The sequence below is a fragment of the Bacillus sp. TH30 genome (assembly GCF_016650875.1).
Classification (GTDB): Bacteria; Bacillota; Bacilli; order Bacillales; family Bacillaceae_G; genus Bacillus_A; species Bacillus_A mycoides.
Map to the genome: position 1 here is coordinate 2,595,522 of NZ_JAEKEY010000002.1, position 20,826 is coordinate 2,616,347.

Sequence of the window (20,826 nt, forward strand, 5' to 3'; positions counted from 1 at the left end):
TAAAAGCGTATTCTTTATTTAAGAAAATATAAACTTTATTCGTACAAACCAAAGCATCGCGTATAGCTTTTTGCTTCGTTTTCCATTTTTTGAATAAATTTTGCGACAATATTTATTTATATCGCCCTTGATTAATTGAACTTGTGATTTATCTAACTTAGAGCTTCCTTTAATGTATATACAAGCATTGTTAATGACTGTATATGGGAATAGATAAGTTTCAAGGATTTCAATAAGTTCTGTAGAATCATTCACGATTAAGTCTTTTGATTTATTATGAACCCAATCTTTCATTCGAGTAAACACTTCTAATTCTTTTGCTGTTTTTAATTCATAATCTTTATACTTTGAAGAAAGATTTCCTTCTGATAAGATTCGATAATATGTTAAATATTCATCTACATAGCATACATTTGTAACGCTCATTAATTTAAATAGAAATTCTAAGTCTTCTCCCCAGCTACATCCTGGTGTGAAACGAATATTATGATCCATCACGATAGATCTTTTGAAAATCCAAGTGCTCGTCTGAGCAACAACTTGATGCGTTAAGAAAGCTTTTGTCATATCACCTTTAATAAAGTTTGTCGTGTGCTCAACTTTTTCACCAGTCTCTTCGTAAAAGTTCATATAGCCACAATAACAAGCGTTCATGTTGTTTTTATGCATGCTTTCAACTTGTTTTTCGATTTTTGTTGGATTCCATAAATCATCACTATCAAGAAAAGCAACATATTCTCCGCTAGCATTTTCAATTCCTGTATTACGAGCAACAGAGACACCTTGATTTTCTTGGGGGACGTATTTTATTTGTCCTGGGTACTTTTGTACAAGATTTTTTACGATGGAAGGTGATTGATCTTTGCTTCCATCATCTACAATTACAATTTCAATGTTTTTATATGTTTGATTTAGTATTGATTGCATCGTTTCTTCAATATATTTTTCCGTATTATACAGAGGTATGACAACGGAAACGAGTTGTTTTTGTTCTATCATAGAGTTTTTATCTCCTCAAATTTTTTATGTTTTGTACCATATATACAAGCCTTTTGAAAGGAAGAAGACTACAAGAACATCTGTATAAGTTTAACGCATATAAACTTTGTAAATCAACTTTCTATTGTGGTATCTCGTATAATTAGAAAGAAATAATTTGAAATGATAAAAGCTCCTGAATTTTTCAAGCAAAATTCAGGAGCTTTTATATATTAGTATTTAGTTAGGAAGTTATTCTTTATCTGTTATCTTTAACTTTTGTTTTAATAATGCATAATCTTGCGTTAATGTTACAAGTTGATGATGTAATTTGGAGATTTTTCTCGTCAGGTCAAAAATTAAGATAAAACAGAATAATAGTCCGAATAAGAATAAAATGGACGGAGGATATTCTACTTTTAATAGTTTTCCAATCCAATTTATAATTTTATCCGTAGAACTTAAAATAGCCATTGCAACACAAACGAAAATCCATAAAATAGCATATTTTGTTTCTAAAGTCCCACGACGAATGGAATTAATAATTAAGAAGAATAGTAATAAAATAAAGATAAATGAAAAGGTAATTATATGCATTTATTATCAACCTTTCACGATTTTTTGCATCAATATAGCAAGACTTACCTTCACCATGTAATATGCAGATTTAAGGGGAGTGATGGAAGATTGTCCACCTTGTCGCTCTTGCATATTTACAGATATTTCATTAATGCGGAGTTTTTTCTTTTTTAAATGAATAAGGACTTCTGGCTCCGGATAATCTTTTGGATAATTGTGTGCAAAAATCTTAATTACTTCTCGATTGATAGCACGATACCCAGAAGTTGGATCCATAAATGTTTGTTTTGTTAGTACTTTCAATAGAGCGGTAAAATAAAAAATACCGATTCTTCGGGAAATACTACCTTTATATGCTGTTTTTTCTGTAAAACGTGAACCAAGCACCATATCGCATTGATCCTCGGCAATAGGCTGTATGATTTTGTATAAATCATCAGGATTATGTTGTCCATCAGCATCGAACTGAATCGCAATATCATATCCGTTCTCATAAGCGTATTTATATCCAGTTTGTACAGCTGAACCGATACCTAGATTATATGGTAAATTAACAAGATGAACAGGGAAATCTTTTACGATTTGAGCTGTTTTATCTTTTGATCCATCATTAATAACGCAAATGCTTAATGCTGTAAAATGCTGTTTTAGTTCTAATAATCTTGTTAATGTATCTGCAATTGCTTCTTCCTCGTTATACGCTGGAATAATAATTAACGTTTTTGGTATTGAAATTGGTACCTCAATAGACATTACCGCACCATCCCTTATATACTTAATCATATTATGGTTATTTTTAAACGAACATTATTTAATATACCATTAATAGTATAACAAAATAAAGGAAAAGCTGATGGGTGATTTTAGGGAACAGGCATAGAATAAAAATGCTAAGGCGTAACACTTTATTATAATAAAAAATACATGCAAGGAAGAAAAAACCTGTGCATGTATAAGATAAAATCCTAATGTTACATATTCCAAGGCTTACTTAAAGTTAACACTTCAGCCATTTCTTTACTTTTTAAACGTCCTTTTTTTCTATTTTCGGCACGCTCTGAACCAGTTGTATGTAGCCAATGTTCTTCCTCTGTTTCAGGAATTACTTGTGGTACAGATGAAGGTTTTCCGTCTTTTAATGCGACAAATGTAATGAAACACGTTGCGGCCATTCTACGCTCGCCAGCTAGTAGATCCTCTGCAATGACTTTTACGAAAACTTCCATTGAAGATTTTCCTGTATAACATACGAATGCTTCATAACAAACAGAATCTGCTTGGTGAATTGGAGTTAAAAAATCAACGGAGTCGATAGATGCTGTTACGCAATGTTTGCGGCTGTGTCTCGCAGCTGCAATTGAAGCTATACTATCAATTTCTGCTAATAATTTCCCCCCGAAAAGTGTTTGGTGATTATTTAAATCGTTAGGAAAAACACGTGTTGTTTTAATTGCTTTTGATTCTCGCATGAATTTCTTTTCCATATATTCATCCCCTATTTTCTGTTTTCAATCAGAGTGACATGTGTAAGTGGAGTACCCATATTAGATATTTAATGAAGTAAAGTGTTCCAAAAGAGGATTATCCCACTATTTGCGGGCTAATAGTCAGTGGGGGATGAACAAAACCCCCGTGGATTAAAGTTTCACTTTATTGAAATTTCTGTATTTGTATTCATGTAACTGAAAGAAAATTTATCATATATAAAATGTAGTGTAAAAGAGGATTCGCTTACATTGCAAGTGAAAAAGTAATGACTATGTATTTGTCATAGAAATTCCCTATTAACCTTGTGCTTATTCATGATAGAATCGTTTTGTTATGAATGGAAGTAGAGGTGCAATGGACATATGAATCATATAAGAACAAATTTTTCGTCTTTCTTCAGTAAAATAATGATTGGTGCGATGCTCGCATTTTTTGTCTATAGTTGTTGGTCGGCTTTTGAAACAAGTAAGCAATTTTTTGGAGGAAGTACAACAAGTATAACAATTGTATTAGTGATTTTTGTTATTCTTATTTTGTTAGTAGCATCAATTTTGCAATATCGTTTTACAGATAAACAATTTCTTGTTTTTCTTATGAGCATATCTACAGTTGTAAGACTTATCACAGTTCTATTTGTAGATGTTCCAATGATAGGTGATATGAAAGCTATGTATGAGTCTGCAAAGCAGATTGCAATTGGCAATAATATAGAAAATATAGCACAGTTACCTTTTATTATTTATGAATCAATCATCATTCGTATATTTGGTGATACGGTATTCGCTTTACAATTATTTAATATTTTATTTTGTACAGGAACTGCATTTTTCATTTATCGCATTGCATCAATGGTCTTTGGAGAAGAGTGTGGTCGTATTGCATCAATGTTTTACGCTTTATATATTCCAAATATATTTATGAGTTCTGTATTAACGGCGGAATCACTCGCAATATTTTTATTTTATTGTGCTTGTTACATATTTTTATATAAGGGATTAGACCATCCTTATATGTGGGTAATTTCAGCCATTTTATTTGCGCTTAGCAATATGATTTTCCCAATGGGGTTATTTTTACCTATTTTTATAGTTGTATATGTGCTGTTAATTGAATTATTTCAATCAGGGGCGAAACAAAAATTACTATTAAAAATGATGGGAATACTTATTCTGTTTTATAGTACTCATTTTGGTGTGAGCTATGGTATCAAGATGATGGGAATGTCACAGTATACGATTTCTAATCAGACTTATGTTCAATCTGTTTTAATTGGAAAAAGTCAAAATGAAGAAAAAACATCCAAAAATAAAAGTGTAAAAGAGCACATTGATCAAGAGTTAAAAGAAATGGAAGTAGAAAGATTTAAACTGTTAAAACCAGTTATTAACCAGCTTTCAGACGAGGGAATAAATTCTATTATTTTTAAATGTGAAAAGTTTATATATATAGTGGTGACATTATTTATGGCCATAGCTTTATTACATTTTCTAATTAAGAAACAGCAAAATGAAGGATATATGTTGTTTGTATTATTAATTACCGGATACGTGTCGTTAAGGCTCTTCCGAGTAGATATGGCATATTATAATATTATTATGCCAGCTTTGTTTATTTTACAAAGCTTTGGTGTTTATATGAGTTATTTTTATTGCCAAAAAATATTTTTCAGAAAATAAAAGAATCCATTTTGGGTTCTTTTTTTGTAGATGGATGATAAGGATGAATGCAAAGCGGAGATGAAGAATCTCCACTTTGTATCGATTCGTCTTATCGGTTTAGTTCTAGTTGTAAATTATCCGCTGTTAAGGCCATTGTTGAGGAATCGTCTTGAATACTCTTCATTACTTGTGAGATAGTCTCTAATTCATTTTCAATTTTTTTATTTTGTTCTTTAGAGTTAGACATATCTTTTACGATTTCTTGGAAATATTGATCTGTCGCATGCATACTATCTGTCCCTTCAGATACGAGAGAGCTTATTTGTTCCACGGAAGAAGAGACGTGTATAATTTGTTCATTAGTTTTTTCAACGAGTTTTGTAACGTTGGAAATTGATTCTTTCGTTTGCTCTGATAACTTTCGGATTTCTCCCGCTACGACTGAAAAACCTTTACCAAATTCGCCAGCACGTGCAGATTCAATAGCAGCATTTAATGCTAGTAAATTTGTTTGCTCGGCGATTGATTTTACAATATCAATGATTTCGTTAATTTTGTTAGAAATATCAAGAAGTTCATGAGTATCAGTAATGATAGTTTCCATATTCGTTTGGATGCTTTCCATTCGTTTGTTTTGCAGATTTAATTGTTCTTTTCCTTTATTGGCCTTTTCTTCTGATGTCGTAGCTAATGATGTACCTGTTTTTGCAATTCCTACGATACTTTCTGATTTAGATGTTAACTGTTGAATAGAAGAGCTTGTTTTTTCAGATACTGCCGCTAGTTCTGTTGCAATATGTGTAATCGTCATAGTTGTCAGTTCTTTTTCTTTTTCATGTTCTTTTTGGATTCTTTCATATTCGGATTCATAAGCTGCAATAACAAGTTCTTGCTCTAATGTGAATAATTTATTTATTACGTTTATAGAATAAGAAAAATCGTCTATCGTTGAAATTTTCGTTTGCAAAATCTTTATGACGGAGCGGAATAATTCTTGATAAGCAGCGGTATACCATTTTCTATGTAAACCAATTTGTACGTGCCTTTTTGCAATTCTAACACGTTGTTCAATAAAATCTTCATTCATATTCCCGCTGAACAATTCTTTAATATGTGTCTTTAAAGTTTGTTTTAATTTGGGAATAGAGCTGTAGCGTTCAATAACAGCAATTAAATTAGGTTGTTTTGTGATGTTGGTGTAGAATTTTTCTGTTATCCAATCTATTTCCTCATAAATAAATGGCTGTAATACTTTAACAATTTGTAAATCTTCCTTTGAAATATGTAGCATATCCATTTGAGTTTTTAGTTCAGAATTAGCAGGCACGTTAAATATGATTTGTTGGCCTTTGCTTAATTCAATTATACTGGTGTTTGTTTTATTTTTTTTAAAAACCCCAAGCATCATTCTTCCCCCTGTTTATAAAACGTTTTCATTTTTTTGTTCTAATGTAATTATATATTCTTATATGCAATTACTCTATAGTATATGGAATTGTATATAAATTAAGAGAATTCTATGTAGAATTCTCTTAATGGCCTTTATTAATTTTTGCATGTGTTTTAAAGAAAACTGGGAAATGTACATTATATATTACGGTGACTACACGAATAACGAATGTTATTAATAAACAGACATAGAAAGCTAATATGTGTGCCCCCATTGCATGTGTAATTAAGAAACTAACTGCTCCTAGAATAGAAGCAATTGCATATATCTCTTTTCGGAATACATACGGGATATCTTGAGCGCAAATGTCGCGTAAAATACCGCCCCCAATACCTGTAATAACTCCCATTGAAACGACTAAAAACGAGGCGTCAACGTGATGTGACATTGCTGCATTTGCACCAATAGCTGTAAATACACCTAAACCAACAGCATCAGAAAGCATAATAACAACTTGAAGTTTATTAATGCGCTCAAAAAACATACATGTGAATAATGCTGATAGTACACTTACGAAAAAGTAAATGGGTTTTACAAATGCGACAGGAGGCAGGTTACCAATCATAATATCACGAATAATACCGCCGCCGAGCGCAGTAGCTACAGCTAAACAAAGGACACCAAATAAATCTAGATCTTTTTTTAAACCAACTAATGTACCAGAAATGGCAGCGGCGATAATGCCAAGAAACGTAAATATATCGATTAATAACATGGCTTTAATTCCTTCCTCTTAAAGATGTTCCAGAGAAAAAATATACACTAAAGTTTTGGAAATAACAATTACTTTTCGCTACATGTAGAAAAATGGATGAAATAGCTAAAGAAAGCGTTTGAAAATGCTTGATAAGTAGCAATAAAGTAAAGCGAAAAAGTGTGGAAAGATTAATAGTATAGTTTTTTGATGTAGCTTAGTTGGAGGGATGGTACAATAAGATAAGTCCGTTTTGTACATTTGTATAAAATGATAAAAAAATATTTCTGTACGGTCGAAAATAAGTGAATATGTGTTAGATAGTTTTTATAGGGATAGGGAAGGATAGCTAAAGGACAATGTTTTCGGTTACTAATAATGCTGGACTTGACTGGTTTCGGCATGAAAAATAGTTCTCAATTTAAATATGAGTTATGTTATAATTGCTAGGTGTGTTTAAACAGTAGAAAACTATGATTAAAAGATAATGTGAAGATTTTGTATGGAGGTCTTGGAATGTTAGCAAATCAAGCTAGGGTTAGATTTGAGCATTTTTTGCTCTTTTTTATTATTTTACAGCCTGTTTTAGATTTATTAACGTCTCTTAGCATCGTTTTATTAAAGTCAAATGCCACTGTTGGAATTTTGGTAAGATTTCTTATTATGGCTGTTGGTGGTATTTACATTTTAATTCAGGCAAAAGAGAAGGAAAATAGGAAGTTTTTAATTTACTTAATACTATTAGCAGTAGTTTTAGGGATAGGGTTTATTAATAATAAACTAGTTAAGAATCCTATTGTACTTGGTGAAGAAGTTAAGTTTGTTGCGAAGGCATTATATATATATATCATGCTAGGATCATACATTTTAGCTTTAAAATCATTGAAAAAGAAAGTAAATATTAGTGACAAAGTCAGAAATAGTATTGTGTATTCAACATTAATCATTAACGCTATTATGGTTATTTCTATTTCGACATCTACAGACTTTGGTAGTTATCAATGGATGAAAGTTGGTTCCCGAGGGTGGTTCTATGCAGGTAATGAACTAGGGTCAATCTTAGCTATTATTTTCCCTATTGTGGTACTATATTCTATTCAAAAAACAAAGAGCGTGAAACACGTTTTATATTGGATTCCATCGCTGTTAATGATTTACTCGTTAATTCAAGTTGGTACGAAAGTAGGGATGGGCTCAATTGGTGCTACGTTAGCAGCAGCAATCGGGATTATCGTACTACAATTATTATTTGATAGAAAAAATCCAAACAAAAGGTCTCTTGTACTTAATGGATTAATTGCCATTGTCCTATTAGCTGGTGTTGTCGGAACGTTTAAAATGACGCCATTAGCACAAAATATGGGTATTCATAACAACTATTTATCAGAACAAAATGTAGCGCAGCAAAGTCAAAAAGAAAAAGAAATTAAAGAGAAAATTAAAAAAGAAGAAAAACAACATAAAGTTGAGAAACCAGAAGAAAAGGCGAAGGTAGAAGCTGAAGTTAAGAAAGAGCTTGAAAAAGAGCAAAAGAAAGAAAATCAAGAAAATCTTATTTTCAGTGGACGTCAAGTATATGAAGAGAGACATAAGCAGTTCTTTAAAGAAGCGCCGATGTCACAGAAACTGTTAGGAATGGGTTACGCAGGTAACTATAAATATAATGAACAAAAGCAGCCAGATCCGAAGCTAATTGAAATGGACTTCCATGATTGGTTTTATGATTTCGGAATTATTGGCTTTGCATTACTAATGATTCCATTTATTTATTATGGCTTAAGAATTCTGCTAGCATTTATTACAAGATTTAAAGAGATATTTAATATAAAATATGGAATGATTACAGCAAGCTTAGTATTAGCACTAGGTATTGCATATATTGCAGGACATATTTTGACGGCACCAGGAGTTGGGATTTACTTTGTAGTGTTGTTAGCTTATCTAATTGTAGACTTAGAAATTGAATGATAAAAATAAAAGCTAACTTTTGTTAGCTTTTATTTTTTAGTACAGTAAAATAAAGATAGATGGAAATGTAGCGAGGATTTAAAGGAGGAAAAAATATGAGGATATTGCATATGAATGCAGGAGCAGAAGATGGTGGAGGAAAAACACATATTATTTCACTTCTCGATCAGTTCCCAACTGGTGAAGTAGAATTAGCAGTATTTGAGGATGGAATTGTTGCGAAAGAAGCAAGAGAGCTAGGAATAAAAGTTCATGTGTTTTCACAAAAATCTCGCTATGATTTATCCATTTTAAAGAACATAAGTGAATTCATTAATAAAGAAAAATTTGATGTAGTTCATACACACGGTCCTAGGGCGAATTTCTTTGTTTCTCTAATGAAGAAGAAATTCGCGGCAAAATGGGTTACGACAATTCATAGTGATCCATTTCAAGACTTTACTAAACAAGGCTTAAAAGGCTGGATTTTTACTAAATTAAATTTGAAAGCTTTAAAAAATATAGATTTATTTTTTGTTGTAACGAATAGGTTGAAAAAAAGCTTAGCCGCACTAGGTATTTCAAATGAAAAGATGCATGTTATCTATAACGGGATTGAATATGATCAGGAAAAAGCAGATGGATATAATAAAAAGGAAATGTTTAATATTGATGAAGATGTGTTTACGGCAATCCAAGTAGCGCGTTTGCATCCAGTTAAAGGACATGAAGTTTTATTCGATGCGTTACAACAAACAAAATTGGAGAAAATTAAAGTGTTATTAGTTGGTGACGGGCCGTTAGAAAGAGAACTAAAGGCGTTAGCTACTGAAAAAGGGATTAATGATAAAGTTGAATTTTTAGGGCATCGTCAAGATGTGAAACAATTATTTGCTTCATCACATGTCAATTTGTTAACTTCCCATAGCGAAGGATTTCCATTAGTTTTATTAGAAGCGGCAAATCAACGTGTACCATCAATTGTGACTAGAGCTGGAGAAATCGAACCGTTAATTGCAGATGAAACTTATGGGTGGATTGTACCAACTGGTGATGGAAAAGCATTGGCATCGGCATTAGAAGAGGCGTATGATAAGTGGAAAACTGGAGAGTTATCAGTAATGGGCAAGCATATTTATGAGCATGCTACTATGAACTTCTCACTTCAAAAATTATATGAAGATACGAAAGAAACATATAAGCAATTAATAGCGAAAAACCTTTAATGATAGAGAGGATAGTTAAATATGGCAGTACAAACGGTTGATATTCTAGGTGTTCCTTTCTCTACAATGACAATGGATGAAACGGTCCAATATTTAAAGGAACAACTAGAATTGGAGCAAACTCATACTTTTCAGGTAGTAACAGCAAATCCTGAAATTGTTATGTGTGCAAAAAAGGATGAAGAGTTCCATAAAACATTACTAAATACCGATTTAATTACACCTGATGGTATTGGGGTTGTAAAAGCAAGTGGTATGCTTGGTACACCTGTAAAAGAACGTGTAGCAGGTTTTGATTTAATGTGTAATTTATTTGCGAAGTTATCAGAAGAGAATAAACCAGTATCTGTTTTCTTATTAGGTGCAAAACCACATGTTGTACAAGCCGCGGCTGATCATTTAACGAAGACATATTCGGCTGCATCTATCGTGGGGATACAAGATGGATATTTTAAACAAGAAGAAGAAGAGAATATTGTTTCACGTATTCAAGAGGCAAAACCAGATCTATTACTTGTTGCACTTGGCTTTCCAAGACAAGAAAACTTTATCCAAAACAATAAGCATCGTTTAGAAACGAAAATGGCTGTTGGAGTAGGCGGTAGTTTAGATGTGTGGGCTGGAGAGGTAAAACGTGCGCCAAAATGGATTCAATCTATTCATTTAGAGTGGTTTTACAGATTATGTAGTAATCCAACACGTTGGCGTCGTCAGTTAGTATTAGCTGAATTTTTAAAAGAAGTAATGCGTTCAAAAAAGTAGCGGAACATCGCTACTTTTTTTATTTGTTTATTTTTGATAAACATTTTACTTTTTGGGAATGATGAAGGAGAATTTTTATAAGAAAGTATTTTACTTATGCAATACACACATGTAAAATGATGTGTAAAGACACCTGTGTAAGGAGGACTTCTTGTGAGCAAGGTAAAAGAAATTTCGAAGCGAAAGCTACTTGGTATAGCAGGGCTTGGCTGGCTATTTGATGCAATGGATGTTGGAATGCTTTCATTTGTAATCGTAGCACTCCAAAAAGATTGGGGATTAAGTACTCAAGAAATGGGTTGGATAGGTAGCGTTAATTCAATTGGTATGGCAGTAGGAGCGCTCCTTTTTGGGATACTATCAGATAAAATAGGACGGAAATCAGTCTTTATTATTACATTATTACTATTTTCTATCGGTAGTGGTTTAACTGCTTTAACGACGACATTCGCGATGTTCCTCGTTTTACGCTTTTTAATTGGTATGGGACTTGGCGGGGAACTTCCAGTTGCATCTACTCTTGTATCAGAAAGTGTTGAAGCGCACGAACGTGGAAAAATAGTTGTACTATTAGAAAGCTTTTGGGCTGGTGGTTGGTTAATCGCAGCTCTTATCTCATATTTTGTTATTCCTAAATACGGTTGGGAAGTTGCTATGGTATTAAGTGCAGTTCCAGCGTTATATGCTTTATATTTAAGATGGAATTTACCCGATTCTCCAAGGTTCCAAAAGGTTGCAAAAAGGCCATCTGTTATTGAAAATATAAAATCGGTTTGGTCTGGAGAATATCGTAAAGCAACAATTATGTTATGGATTCTATGGTTTTGTGTGGTCTTTTCCTATTATGGAATGTTCCTTTGGTTACCTAGTGTAATGGTACTGAAAGGCTTTAGTTTAATAAAAAGTTTTCAGTACGTACTCATTATGACTTTAGCTCAACTTCCAGGATATTTCACAGCTGCATGGTTTATTGAACGTCTTGGTCGTAAATTTGTATTGGTTACGTATTTAATTGGTACAGCATGTAGTGCTTATGTGTTCGGAATTGCGGATTCATTAACAGCATTAATAGTGGCGGGTATGTTACTATCCTTCTTTAATTTAGGTGCTTGGGGTGCATTATACGCTTATACACCGGAACAGTATCCAACAACTATTCGCGGTACAGGTGCAGGAATGGCAGCTGCATTTGGGCGTATTGGTGGTATTCTTGGACCACTATTAGTAGGGTATTTAGTTGCTTCACAAGCTTCACTATCGCTAATATTTACAATTTTCTGTGGATCAATTTTAATTGGGGCACTTGCTGTAGTTATACTTGGTCAAGAAACGAAACAGAGGGAATTAGTATAAAGAGAAACCTTAATCAGTGGTGTTTTGTCCATCAACCACTGATTATTAGCCCGCACCAATCGGGATAAAAGAAAAGGGGAACCAAAGTGGTTTCCTTTTTTCTGTTTTTTTAGATAAATAATGGTATAGTAAGAAAAAGGGAATGTTTCTTACTAAAGCGAATGTATACAACAAGACATATGGACAAAGGAATTAGGTGGCTGGATAAATGAAAATCTTACTTATCATGGAAGAAACAGAAGAGCGAAGAAAATTAGTTGAGAACTTTACTGAAAACATTCGAAATGTAGAATGTTTTGAAGCGAAAACTGGAACAGAATCTTTGCTAATAATGAAAAAACATACACCTGATTTTGTTTTTTTAAATTCGCAATTAATGGATGGTACTGGTTTTGAATGTTCGAGTTTGTTACGAGAAGTGAATTGTTACACGAAATTTATTTTTATTGGTGAGGATATAGAAGAGGCAATTACAGCTTTTCGTTTCCAAGCGTTTTATTATTTATTACGACCATTTCGTGAAGAAGATTTACAATTCATTTTATATAAAATGGGAAAAGAACAAGGTGAGAAAGCAAAGAGTCATCTGCGTAAACTGCCGATAGAAGGCCATGAGGGGATTAGATATATTCTTCCGGAGGATATTGTATATATTAGTAAAAATAAGGAAAATAAAACCGTTTCAATTTATACAACGAATAATCAGTATATTTCAACATACACACTCCAGGAATTAGAAAATAAACTAAATGCATATGATTTTTTACGTGTACATAAAAGCTATTTAATTAATATGTCATATGTACAAGAACTTAAACCTTATTATAATGGCACGTATAATTTGCATTTAGACAGGTACGATGAGCAACCGATTCCAGTAAGCCGTAATTATGTAAAACGGCTTCGAAATAAAATTGAGCTATGACAAGTAATGAGAGAATTTTAACATAATAGCCTAGAAATCCTTCATGATAAGGAGGATTCAAATTAAATATTCAGAAAATTTAGTACAATCTCCTCTAAGAAGTAGTAATGGGGGGATTGTACGTGAAAACATTGAAATCAATTTTACTTTGGGGAGTTATTGCAGCAGTAGGAGCATCTGCTTTTGGTGTAATAGCTTTATCACAAGGTGAGACAATTAATGCTGTATGGCTATTAGTTGCTGCTGTATCAGTGTATGCGATTGCTTATCGCTTTTATAGTAGATTTATAGCAAGGAAAGTTTTTGGCCTAGATAATAATAGGCAAACGCCTGCTCATACGTTAAATGATGGGAAGGATTATGTTCCAACAAATAAATGGGTTTTATTCGGACATCACTTCGCTGCGATTGCAGGGGCAGGTCCTTTAGTAGGACCAATTTTGGCGGCGCAGATGGGGTATTTACCTGGGACTATTTGGATTATTGTTGGGGTAGTTATTGCCGGAGCTGTACAAGATTTTGTAATTTTATTTGCTTCAATGAGACGTAATGGTAAATCATTAGGAGAAATGATTAAAGATGAAATTGGTCCTGTTACAGGATTAATTGCGATGATTGGTATTTTAGGTATTATGATAATTTTATTAGCAGTATTAGCTTTAGTAGTTGTGAAGGCACTTGTTGGAAGCCCATGGGGAATGTTTACAATCGCAGCAACAATTCCAATTGCTATTTTAATGGGAGTTTACATGCGTTACATTAGACCAGGACGAGTAGGGGAAGGATCAGTAATCGGTATTGTTCTACTAGTCCTATCGCTTATTGGTGGACAGTATGTAGCAGAAAATCCAACACTTGCAAGTATGTTTACTTTTAGTGGTGAAACAATTGCTATTATGCTTATCGTATATGGATTCATTGCATCGGCATTACCAGTTTGGATGCTCCTTGCACCACGTGATTATTTAAGTACATTTTTAAAAATAGGAACGATACTTGGATTAGCAATTGGTATTTTAATTGTAGCTCCAGATTTGAAGATGCCGGCAGTATCTAAGTTTATTGATGGAACAGGCCCTGTCTTCTCCGGGAATTTATTTCCGTTCTTATTTATTACAATAGCTTGCGGTGCTGTCTCTGGATTCCACGCTCTCGTTTCATCAGGTACGACGCCGAAAATGATTGAGCAAGAAGGTCATGCACAGCCAATTGGTTATGGGGCAATGTTAATGGAATCATTTGTAGCAGCGATGGCTATGATTGCAGCTTGTGTATTAACACCAGGAACTTATTTTGCAATTAATAGTCCAGCAGCACTGATCGGAACAGATGTATCACAAGCGGCTCAAGTTATTTCTTCGTGGGGATTTTCTATTACACCGAATGAATTAAAAGAACTTGCTGTTAACGTCGGAGAACAGACCATTTTATCACGTACAGGTGGCGCACCAACATTAGCAATTGGTATGGCACATATATTTTCACAAGTAATAGGTGGAACGGCGATGATGGCATTTTGGTACCATTTTGCCATTCTTTTTGAAGCACTATTTATTTTAACAACGATTGATGCTGGAACACGTGTAGGACGATTTATGATTCAAGATATTTTAGGGCATGTGTACAAGCCGTTTGCGAAAACAGATTCCACAATAGCGAATGTGGTTGCTACAACGTTATGCGTACTAGGCTGGGGGTACTTCTTATATCAAGGGGTGGTTGACCCTCTCGGTGGAATTAATACACTATGGCCACTTTTCGGTATTGCAAATCAAATGTTAGCGGGGATTGCATTATTACTTGGAACGACAATTTTATTCAAAATGGGGAAAAAGGCATACGTTTGGGTAACGCTTATTCCGACTATAGGATTACTTATTGTAACGATGACAGCTGGTTATCAAAAGTTATTTCATGAAAATCCTAAAATAGGATTTCTATCACATGCGAAAGTATTTCAGGGAGCATTAGATGATGGTAAGGTATTAGCTCCAGCTAAAAATGTTACGCAAATGAAACAAATTATTTTTAATGACTATATTGATGCGGCACTTTGTGGAATTTTTATGATAGTTGTAATTGCTGTATTAATTTCTGCACTTCGAATTTGGATTCAAGTATTAAGAAATAAGCCAATGCCGTTAAAAGAGGCACCATATATTCCAAAAGATGAAAGTGAGTCGAGGAATTATGCTTAAAAATTTACGGAACGTATGGGGAAAGAGAAAGCAATTTATTAGTTTACTTGTCGGAGTTCCAAGTTATGAAACGTATGTAAATCACATGGAAATAAATCATCCAGAAGAGAAAATTCTATGTCAAAAGCAATTTTTTGCTGAGGCACAAGAAGCTAGATTTAATGCAAAAGGCGGAAAGATATCGCGATGTTGTTAATGGAGGAGACGAAATTTCGTCTCCTTTTTTATTTTGCTGTTCCACGTGGAACAATATAATAAAAAAGTTTGGGAATTATAGGGATTTCGTAATACAATAACATATAGAAAGGGATAGATGGAAAAGAAAAAGTAGGGAGATTATTTTATGTTTAGAGATCTATTTGTAAATATGACAATCATTCTGTCCTTTATCTTTGTAGGTGCTCAGCTTTTAAGAGATAAGCCATTAAAAGAAGGATTCTCTTTTTGGCAGAAATGTTTGGTCGGTATTTTAACTGGAATATTAAGCATATTATTGATGCATTTTGGTGTGCATATTGAAGATATTATGTTGGATTTACGTTATTTAGCTGTTGTTTTGGCGATTATAATCGGTGGCCCAATAGCTAGTAGTATAACTGTTATGATTATTTTAATAACGCGGGTATTTTTTACTGAGTATTCTTTAGCCTCTGAATTGGCCTGCTATACTATCGTGGCAATAGGGATTGGCATTACTCTCATTTGGCGGATGAAGATTTCTATATTTACAAAATGGATATGGTTTAATGTGTACAGTTTGTCTATTTTAATACTACCACTTTATATTTTATTTAAGGATATATATGTAGTGGTATTATATTTAATTTGTTGTATTATAGCGGCATACATCACATTTGTAAGTGCAAGTTACATATTGCAATCCAATGAATTATTTCAAACGATGAAGCATTATGCAACGATAGATGCATTAACGAATCTAGGAAATGTAAGACAGTTTGATTTTGAGATGAATCGTCATATTGATAGCAAGCATATGAAAAATGATTCACTTTGTTTATTACTTATCGATATTGATCACTTTAAGTATGTAAATGATACGTACGGTCATCCTGCTGGAGATGAAGTGTTAAAACAACTAGGGCGTATTTTGTTAGAGAATGCACCATTCCCAAATTTAGTCTTTCGAAAGGGTGGCGAAGAGTTTGCTCTGTTGTTACCAAAAAAGAGAGTAGCATTTGGAACTCGTATAGGGGAACAAATTCGACTAGCAGTTGAAAAGCATTTATTTCAACTGCAAAATGGGGGAAAAATTAAAATTACAGTTTCTGTTGGGCTTTCAGAATATAAAAAATCACCTGAGCAATTTATTCAATCAGCGGATGATGCGTTATATTATTCAAAAAGAAATGGTAGAAACAAGGTTAGTTCAGCATCATAGAAATTCGGGGAGTACTTTAAAAGATTTCTGTAAAGTAATTAAAACCCACAGAACAATAAATGTTCTGTGGGTTTTAATCTATTTTTAAATTTATTAATAAAAAGCTTTATGTTAGACAAGTTCTTTCGGTGCAACGAATTTGCGGTATGCACCGTGATGTGTTGGTCCTACATATTCGTTAATCTTAAATGAATGACGAATTGCAGCTGTGATGAATTCTTTCGCAGTTTTTACTGCTTCTTTCACCGTTTTTCCTTTTGCAAGTTCTGCTGTAATTGCAGCAGAATATGTACAACCTGCACCGTGTGTATTTGTCGTATCAATCTTTTCTGATTCTAGAAGATCGAATGTTTCGCCGTCATATAACACATCAATAGCAGTTTCTGTGCCTAGTTTGCTACCACCTTTAATCAGTACGTATTTAGCGCCTAAAGCATGGATTTTTTTTGCAGCTTCTTTCATGTCCTCAAGAGAATTAATTTTCACACCACTTAATTGATATGCTTCAAATAAGTTTGGCGTTACGACTAATGCCTTTGGAACAAGAACGTCACGTAAGCAGTCATTTGTTTCAGGATGTAACGCTTCATCCGCTCCTTTACATACCATAACAGGATCAACTACTACATTTTCGAAATTGTGCTTTTCAATTGTTTCCGCAACCATTTCGATAATTTCTACTGATCCAAGCATACCCGTTTTTAAAGCATCTACGCCAACGCCTTCAATTGTCGTTTCTAATTGTGGTTTTAATGTAGAAGCTGGGATTGGGAATACGTTATGTGCCCAACCGTTATGTGGATCCATCGTTACGATTGTCGTAAGAGATGTCATTCCGTATACACCAAGTTCTTGGAATGTTTTTAAATCTGCTTGTATACCAGCACCGCCACTTGTGTCAGAACCAGCGATAGTAAGTGCCTTATTCAATGTCATTATGAAAGCCCCCTCAGGTGATATAATGAAAACTATGTTTTCACCATTATATCAATGTTACGAATAAGTACAAAGTGAAAAGTAGATGATTTATGTTAAGTACTATTTAAAATCTTGTATGTAGGAGACGAATTATGTTTCAAGAGAATCGTACAAATGAATTAGTTATATTAAAAGAGATTGCAGAAACGTTGAATACCTCAAATGATACATATCACGTACTTCAAGCTGTGCTGGAAAAGCTGTTGAATGTAACTGGTTTAACGACAGGATGGATTTTCCTTGCGGATGAAAATGGTAGATATACAAAATTAATTGATTACCAATTACCAGAGGGATTGAAATTCGAAAATAAACGACCGATGTGTGAGGGGAATTGCTGGTGCTTACACCGCTTTGTGGAAGGAAAACTAGAGCGAGCAGTTAATATTATTGAATGTAAGAGAATTAATAATGCGATTGAATACAACTGGGGAGATACAGAAGGGATTGTACACCATGCGACAGTACCGCTAAAAGCGGGAGAAGATGAATTTGGCGTGTTAAATGTAGCTAGCCCAGGTAAAACGCATTTTTCGGAAGAAGAATTAGTACTATTACAATCAGTTGCCTTTCAAATTGGAACGGCATTAAAGCGTACAAAACTGTATGAAAATGAAAAGAGAAGAGCTCATTATTATGTAAAGTTAGAACGCTTTATTCAAGCTTTAAGGACAATTCATAAATTTAATGCATTACCAGAAGAGATTGTAATGCAAATAGGGAGCTTATTTCTATGGGAGCAAGTTGTATTCTTTATTAGAGAAGAAAATGAACTAGCTGTGAGAGCTTCTTATAAGAAAGGTGAACTACAAGATGATTTGAGGGCAGCAGCACAGGAAGCGTTGGAAAAAGAAGAGTCTGTCTTGTCAAAGCGTCAGGTTGGTAATATAGAGCACCCCAATAGGGCAGTTATCGCTATTCCGATACATATTCAAGATCATATATTTGGAGTATTAAGTGTAAGTTCTAATAATGGAGAATTTGATATAAATACGATAGATGTAGTACAAGCGTTAGCAAATCATATTTCATTAATGATAGAGAACTTAAGATTAAATGAAAAACGCCGCGAACTTGTACGAATGGAAGAGCGTAATCGTTTAGCTAGAGATTTACATGATTCTGTTTCACAAAAGTTGTTTTCATTAACGTTTATGACGAAAGGCGCTGAAGCTGTCTTAAAGGGTCAAAATGAAAAGGTAGATCAGTCTTTATATGAGATGCGTGAATTAGCACAAGGTGCCTTAAAAGAAATGAGGACATTAATTTGGCAGCTCCGTCCGGCTGGATTAGAGAAAGGGTTATTACCAGCTTTAAAGCAATATGGTGAAAGTTTAGGATTGAAAATTCGGGAACAAGTTACAGGTGTACGTGATTTGCCGCGTGTAGTAGAAGAAGCGCTATGGCGAATTGGACAAGAAGCTTTAAATAACGTAAGTAAGCATGCGAATGTAAGAGAAGCGACGATTTATTTCAAAGTGACGGAGAAAAATGTATCATTAGAAATAGTCGATCAAGGAAATGGGTTTGTAGAAAAGGATATAAAAGAGAAGAAATCACTCGGTATGACTACGATGCGTGAAAGAGTAGAATTAGTTGGTGGAACAATTAAAATTGTAAGTAGTAAGAAACGAACGAGTATAAAAGTAAATGTACCATTATGATGTGAAAATGAGGGAAGTTTGTGAAAATAAAAGTATTGTTAGTTGATGATCATACAGTTGTTTTAAAAGGATTAGCATTTTTTCTAAGCACACAAGAAGATTTTGAATTAGTTGGTGAAGCAAACAATGGGAAAGAGGCGCTAGTGAAAGTAGGCGAAACAAGTCCAGATGTCGTATTAATGGATTTATATATGCCTGAGATGGATGGAATTGAGGCAACAGCTTGTATTAAAAAAGAATATCCAAACGTGAAAGTAATTGTATTGACTAGTTTTTCTGATCAAGCTCATGTATTGCCGGCACTAAAAGCTGGGGCGAGCGGTTATATTTTAAAAGATATCGAACCAGATCAGCTTGTTGAAGCTATTCGAAGCGCGTATAAAGGTAATATTCAATTACATCCAGATATAGCAAATGCCCTTCTTTCTCAAACATTACCACAGGAAGAGAAAGAAGAAGAACCTTCCGTTCAAGTGGATGTATTAACAGCGAGAGAAAATGAAGTATTGCAGTTATTGGCGAAAGGGATGAGTAATAAAGAAATTGCTTCTGTTTTAGTTATTACAGAAAAAACGGTAAAAGCTCATATGAGTAGTATTTTGAGTAAGTTACATTTATCCGATCGCACACAAGCAGCATTATATGCAGTGAAAAATGGAATCGTATAAGACAAAAGTCGTAAGACCTAGTTCGCCTTTAGAAGGTGGACTTTTTTTATGGAAAAATACGTCTATGTGAGGACGTAATTGTCTTGATATAAAGATAAAATGTATTTGTAAGCAACAATAATTATAAGGGAGTACCCTTTTTCGTAAGTGATATATAACAACATAAGAGTGAGTAGTAGGAGGAAAAACAATGGCAACAGTTTTATTTGTAAAAGCAAACAACCGCCCAGCGGAACAAGCAGTTAGTGTGAAATTATACGAGGCATTTTTAGCAAACTATAAAGAAGTGCATCCAAATGATACAGTGGTAGAACTTGATTTATATAAAGAAGAATTACCATATGTAGGCGTAGATATGATTAATGGTACATTCAAAGCAGGTAGAGGATTTGATTTAACAGAAGAAGAAGCAAAAGTGGTAGCAGTTGCTGATAAGTATTTAAATCAATTTCTAGAAGCTGATAAAGTAGTTTTCGGTTTCCCATTATGGAACTTAACGATTCCAGCCGTATTACACACGTATATTGATTATTTAAACCGTGCTGGTAAAACGTTTAAATATACACCAGAAGGTCCAGTTGGGCTTATTGGAGATAAGAAGATTGCGTTATTAAATGCACGCGGCGGCGTATATTCTGAAGGACCAGCAGCTGAAATGGAAATGGCTGTAAAATATGTAGCGAGCATGATGGGCTTCTTCGGCGCAACAAATATGGAAACGGTAGTTATTGAAGGACATAACCAATTCCCAGATAAAGCAGAAGAGATCATTGCAGCAGGTCTTGAAGAAGCGGCTAAAGTAGCAAGTAAATTTTAATTAAAAACATAATCGTCACTCGAAAAAAAGCAGCAATAACAT

The 20,826-nt window shown here is 33.8% G+C and carries 19 protein-coding genes and 1 pseudogene; 12 read left to right on the plus strand and 8 right to left on the minus strand.

Going from position 1 to position 20,826, the window contains the following annotated elements; translation table 11 throughout:
• Window positions 1-18: 18 nt before the first annotated feature.
• From JFU20_RS15490 to JFU20_RS15505, 4 genes are all read right to left on the minus strand, one after another.
• Entirely contained in the window at window positions 19-999 is a 981-nt protein-coding gene (locus tag JFU20_RS15490; RefSeq protein WP_002016419.1) for a glycosyltransferase family 2 protein, read from the minus strand.
• A gap of 231 nt (window positions 1,000-1,230) precedes the next feature.
• Window positions 1,231-1,575 (minus strand): DUF2304 domain-containing protein, encoded by a 345-nt coding sequence (locus tag JFU20_RS15495; protein ID WP_002016417.1) that lies wholly within the window; start codon window positions 1,573-1,575, stop codon window positions 1,231-1,233.
• Window positions 1,576-1,581: 6 nt separating this feature from the next.
• Window positions 1,582-2,310, minus strand: coding sequence for a glycosyltransferase family 2 protein (locus JFU20_RS15500; RefSeq protein WP_000021472.1), 729 nt, complete (start codon window positions 2,308-2,310; stop codon window positions 1,582-1,584).
• 218 nt (window positions 2,311-2,528) lie between these two features.
• Window positions 2,529-3,041, minus strand: a complete 513-nt coding sequence (locus JFU20_RS15505; protein WP_000412118.1) for an acyl-CoA thioesterase — start codon at window positions 3,039-3,041, stop codon at window positions 2,529-2,531.
• A 366-nt stretch (window positions 3,042-3,407) separates the two neighbouring features.
• Here JFU20_RS15505 and JFU20_RS15510 point away from each other — a divergent pair, with 366 nt between their 5' ends.
• Window positions 3,408-4,721: an ArnT family glycosyltransferase gene (locus tag JFU20_RS15510; RefSeq protein ID WP_201038716.1), complete on the plus strand. Its 1,314-nt coding sequence runs from the start codon at window positions 3,408-3,410 to the stop codon at window positions 4,719-4,721.
• Window positions 4,722-4,812: 91 nt separating this feature from the next.
• Here JFU20_RS15510 and JFU20_RS30735 read toward each other — a convergent pair whose 3' ends face one another.
• From JFU20_RS30735 to JFU20_RS15520, 3 genes and pseudogenes are all read right to left on the minus strand, one after another.
• Window positions 4,813-5,514 carry a methyl-accepting chemotaxis protein gene (locus tag JFU20_RS30735; RefSeq protein ID WP_002184479.1) on the minus strand — a complete coding sequence of 234 codons (702 nt, stop codon included), beginning with the start codon at window positions 5,512-5,514 and terminating at the stop codon, window positions 4,813-4,815.
• Between the two features lie 99 nt (window positions 5,515-5,613).
• Window positions 5,614-6,111 (minus strand): annotated as a pseudogene (locus JFU20_RS30740) (protoglobin family protein); the annotation flags it as partial.
• A gap of 124 nt (window positions 6,112-6,235) precedes the next feature.
• Window positions 6,236-6,868: a trimeric intracellular cation channel family protein gene (locus tag JFU20_RS15520; protein ID WP_002016412.1), complete on the minus strand. Its 633-nt coding sequence runs from the start codon at window positions 6,866-6,868 to the stop codon at window positions 6,236-6,238.
• A gap of 495 nt (window positions 6,869-7,363) precedes the next feature.
• Here JFU20_RS15520 and JFU20_RS15525 point away from each other — a divergent pair, with 495 nt between their 5' ends.
• The 8 genes from JFU20_RS15525 (at window position 7,364) to JFU20_RS15560 (ending at window position 16,657) form a co-directional block, all read left to right on the plus strand.
• A complete protein-coding gene (locus JFU20_RS15525; protein ID WP_002166384.1) occupies window positions 7,364-8,815 on the plus strand; it encodes an O-antigen ligase family protein in 1,452 nt (483 codons plus the stop codon).
• A gap of 95 nt (window positions 8,816-8,910) precedes the next feature.
• Window positions 8,911-10,020 (plus strand): glycosyltransferase family 4 protein, encoded by a 1,110-nt coding sequence (locus JFU20_RS15530; protein ID WP_002166385.1) that lies wholly within the window; start codon window positions 8,911-8,913, stop codon window positions 10,018-10,020.
• A gap of 21 nt (window positions 10,021-10,041) precedes the next feature.
• Complete coding sequence (locus JFU20_RS15535) at window positions 10,042-10,782, plus strand: WecB/TagA/CpsF family glycosyltransferase (RefSeq protein ID WP_002016406.1); 741 nt, start codon at window positions 10,042-10,044, stop codon at window positions 10,780-10,782.
• Window positions 10,783-10,935: 153 nt separating this feature from the next.
• The gene (locus JFU20_RS15540; RefSeq protein ID WP_002016404.1) at window positions 10,936-12,135 is read left to right on the plus strand and encodes an MFS transporter; all 1,200 of its coding nucleotides are present in this window, start codon (window positions 10,936-10,938) and stop codon (window positions 12,133-12,135) included.
• A gap of 208 nt (window positions 12,136-12,343) precedes the next feature.
• The gene (locus tag JFU20_RS15545) at window positions 12,344-13,060 is read left to right on the plus strand and encodes a LytR/AlgR family response regulator transcription factor (protein ID WP_033716024.1); all 717 of its coding nucleotides are present in this window, start codon (window positions 12,344-12,346) and stop codon (window positions 13,058-13,060) included.
• A gap of 122 nt (window positions 13,061-13,182) precedes the next feature.
• On the plus strand, window positions 13,183-15,258 hold the full coding sequence (cstA, locus tag JFU20_RS15550) for a carbon starvation CstA family protein (protein WP_201038717.1): 2,076 nt from the start codon (window positions 13,183-13,185) through the stop codon (window positions 15,256-15,258).
• Window positions 15,251-15,454: a YbdD/YjiX family protein gene (locus JFU20_RS15555; RefSeq protein ID WP_033716226.1), complete on the plus strand. Its 204-nt coding sequence runs from the start codon at window positions 15,251-15,253 to the stop codon at window positions 15,452-15,454. Before cstA ends, JFU20_RS15555 begins: the two co-directional genes overlap by 8 nt.
• A gap of 147 nt (window positions 15,455-15,601) precedes the next feature.
• Window positions 15,602-16,657, plus strand: coding sequence for a diguanylate cyclase (locus tag JFU20_RS15560; protein WP_033716022.1), 1,056 nt, complete (start codon window positions 15,602-15,604; stop codon window positions 16,655-16,657).
• A 111-nt stretch (window positions 16,658-16,768) separates the two neighbouring features.
• On the opposite strand, the gene pdxK is transcribed toward JFU20_RS15560, so the two are convergent.
• Window positions 16,769-17,593, minus strand: coding sequence for a pyridoxine/pyridoxal/pyridoxamine kinase (pdxK, locus tag JFU20_RS15565; RefSeq protein ID WP_002016397.1), 825 nt, complete (start codon window positions 17,591-17,593; stop codon window positions 16,769-16,771).
• 134 nt (window positions 17,594-17,727) lie between these two features.
• Between pdxK and JFU20_RS15570 the strand changes: the two genes are divergently transcribed.
• From JFU20_RS15570 to JFU20_RS15580, 3 genes are all read left to right on the plus strand, one after another.
• Window positions 17,728-19,299, plus strand: a complete 1,572-nt coding sequence (locus JFU20_RS15570; protein ID WP_002016395.1) for a GAF domain-containing sensor histidine kinase — start codon at window positions 17,728-17,730, stop codon at window positions 19,297-19,299.
• Between the two features lie 20 nt (window positions 19,300-19,319).
• Window positions 19,320-19,967 (plus strand): response regulator, encoded by a 648-nt coding sequence (locus JFU20_RS15575; protein WP_002016393.1) that lies wholly within the window; start codon window positions 19,320-19,322, stop codon window positions 19,965-19,967.
• Between the two features lie 190 nt (window positions 19,968-20,157).
• Window positions 20,158-20,784 (plus strand): FMN-dependent NADH-azoreductase, encoded by a 627-nt coding sequence (locus JFU20_RS15580; protein WP_002016392.1) that lies wholly within the window; start codon window positions 20,158-20,160, stop codon window positions 20,782-20,784.
• The last annotated feature ends 42 nt before the right edge of the window (window positions 20,785-20,826 follow it).

What these genes read in the sequence shown, in the direction of transcription:
- JFU20_RS15510 (WP_201038716.1), top strand. Translation starts at nt 3,408, where the DNA reads ATGAATCATATAAGAACAAATTTTTCGTCTTTCTTCAGTAAAATAATG.
- JFU20_RS15520 (WP_002016412.1), bottom strand. Translation starts at nt 6,868, where the DNA reads ATGTTATTAATCGATATATTTACGTTTCTTGGCATTATCGCCGCTGCC.
- JFU20_RS15570 (WP_002016395.1), top strand. Translation starts at nt 17,728, where the DNA reads ATGTTTCAAGAGAATCGTACAAATGAATTAGTTATATTAAAAGAGATT.
- JFU20_RS15495 (WP_002016417.1), bottom strand. Translation starts at nt 1,575, where the DNA reads ATGCATATAATTACCTTTTCATTTATCTTTATTTTATTACTATTCTTC.
- pdxK (WP_002016397.1), bottom strand. Translation starts at nt 17,593, where the DNA reads ATGACATTGAATAAGGCACTTACTATCGCTGGTTCTGACACAAGTGGC.
- JFU20_RS15560 (WP_033716022.1), top strand. Translation starts at nt 15,602, where the DNA reads ATGTTTAGAGATCTATTTGTAAATATGACAATCATTCTGTCCTTTATC.
- JFU20_RS15580 (WP_002016392.1), top strand. Translation starts at nt 20,158, where the DNA reads ATGGCAACAGTTTTATTTGTAAAAGCAAACAACCGCCCAGCGGAACAA.
- JFU20_RS15545 (WP_033716024.1), top strand. Translation starts at nt 12,344, where the DNA reads ATGAAAATCTTACTTATCATGGAAGAAACAGAAGAGCGAAGAAAATTA.
- JFU20_RS15500 (WP_000021472.1), bottom strand. Translation starts at nt 2,310, where the DNA reads ATGTCTATTGAGGTACCAATTTCAATACCAAAAACGTTAATTATTATT.
- JFU20_RS15555 (WP_033716226.1), top strand. Translation starts at nt 15,251, where the DNA reads ATGCTTAAAAATTTACGGAACGTATGGGGAAAGAGAAAGCAATTTATT.
- JFU20_RS15490 (WP_002016419.1), bottom strand. Translation starts at nt 999, where the DNA reads ATGATAGAACAAAAACAACTCGTTTCCGTTGTCATACCTCTGTATAAT.
- JFU20_RS30735 (WP_002184479.1), bottom strand. Translation starts at nt 5,514, where the DNA reads ATGACGATTACACATATTGCAACAGAACTAGCGGCAGTATCTGAAAAA.
- JFU20_RS15530 (WP_002166385.1), top strand. Translation starts at nt 8,911, where the DNA reads ATGAGGATATTGCATATGAATGCAGGAGCAGAAGATGGTGGAGGAAAA.
- JFU20_RS15505 (WP_000412118.1), bottom strand. Translation starts at nt 3,041, where the DNA reads ATGGAAAAGAAATTCATGCGAGAATCAAAAGCAATTAAAACAACACGT.
- JFU20_RS15535 (WP_002016406.1), top strand. Translation starts at nt 10,042, where the DNA reads ATGGCAGTACAAACGGTTGATATTCTAGGTGTTCCTTTCTCTACAATG.
- JFU20_RS15525 (WP_002166384.1), top strand. Translation starts at nt 7,364, where the DNA reads ATGTTAGCAAATCAAGCTAGGGTTAGATTTGAGCATTTTTTGCTCTTT.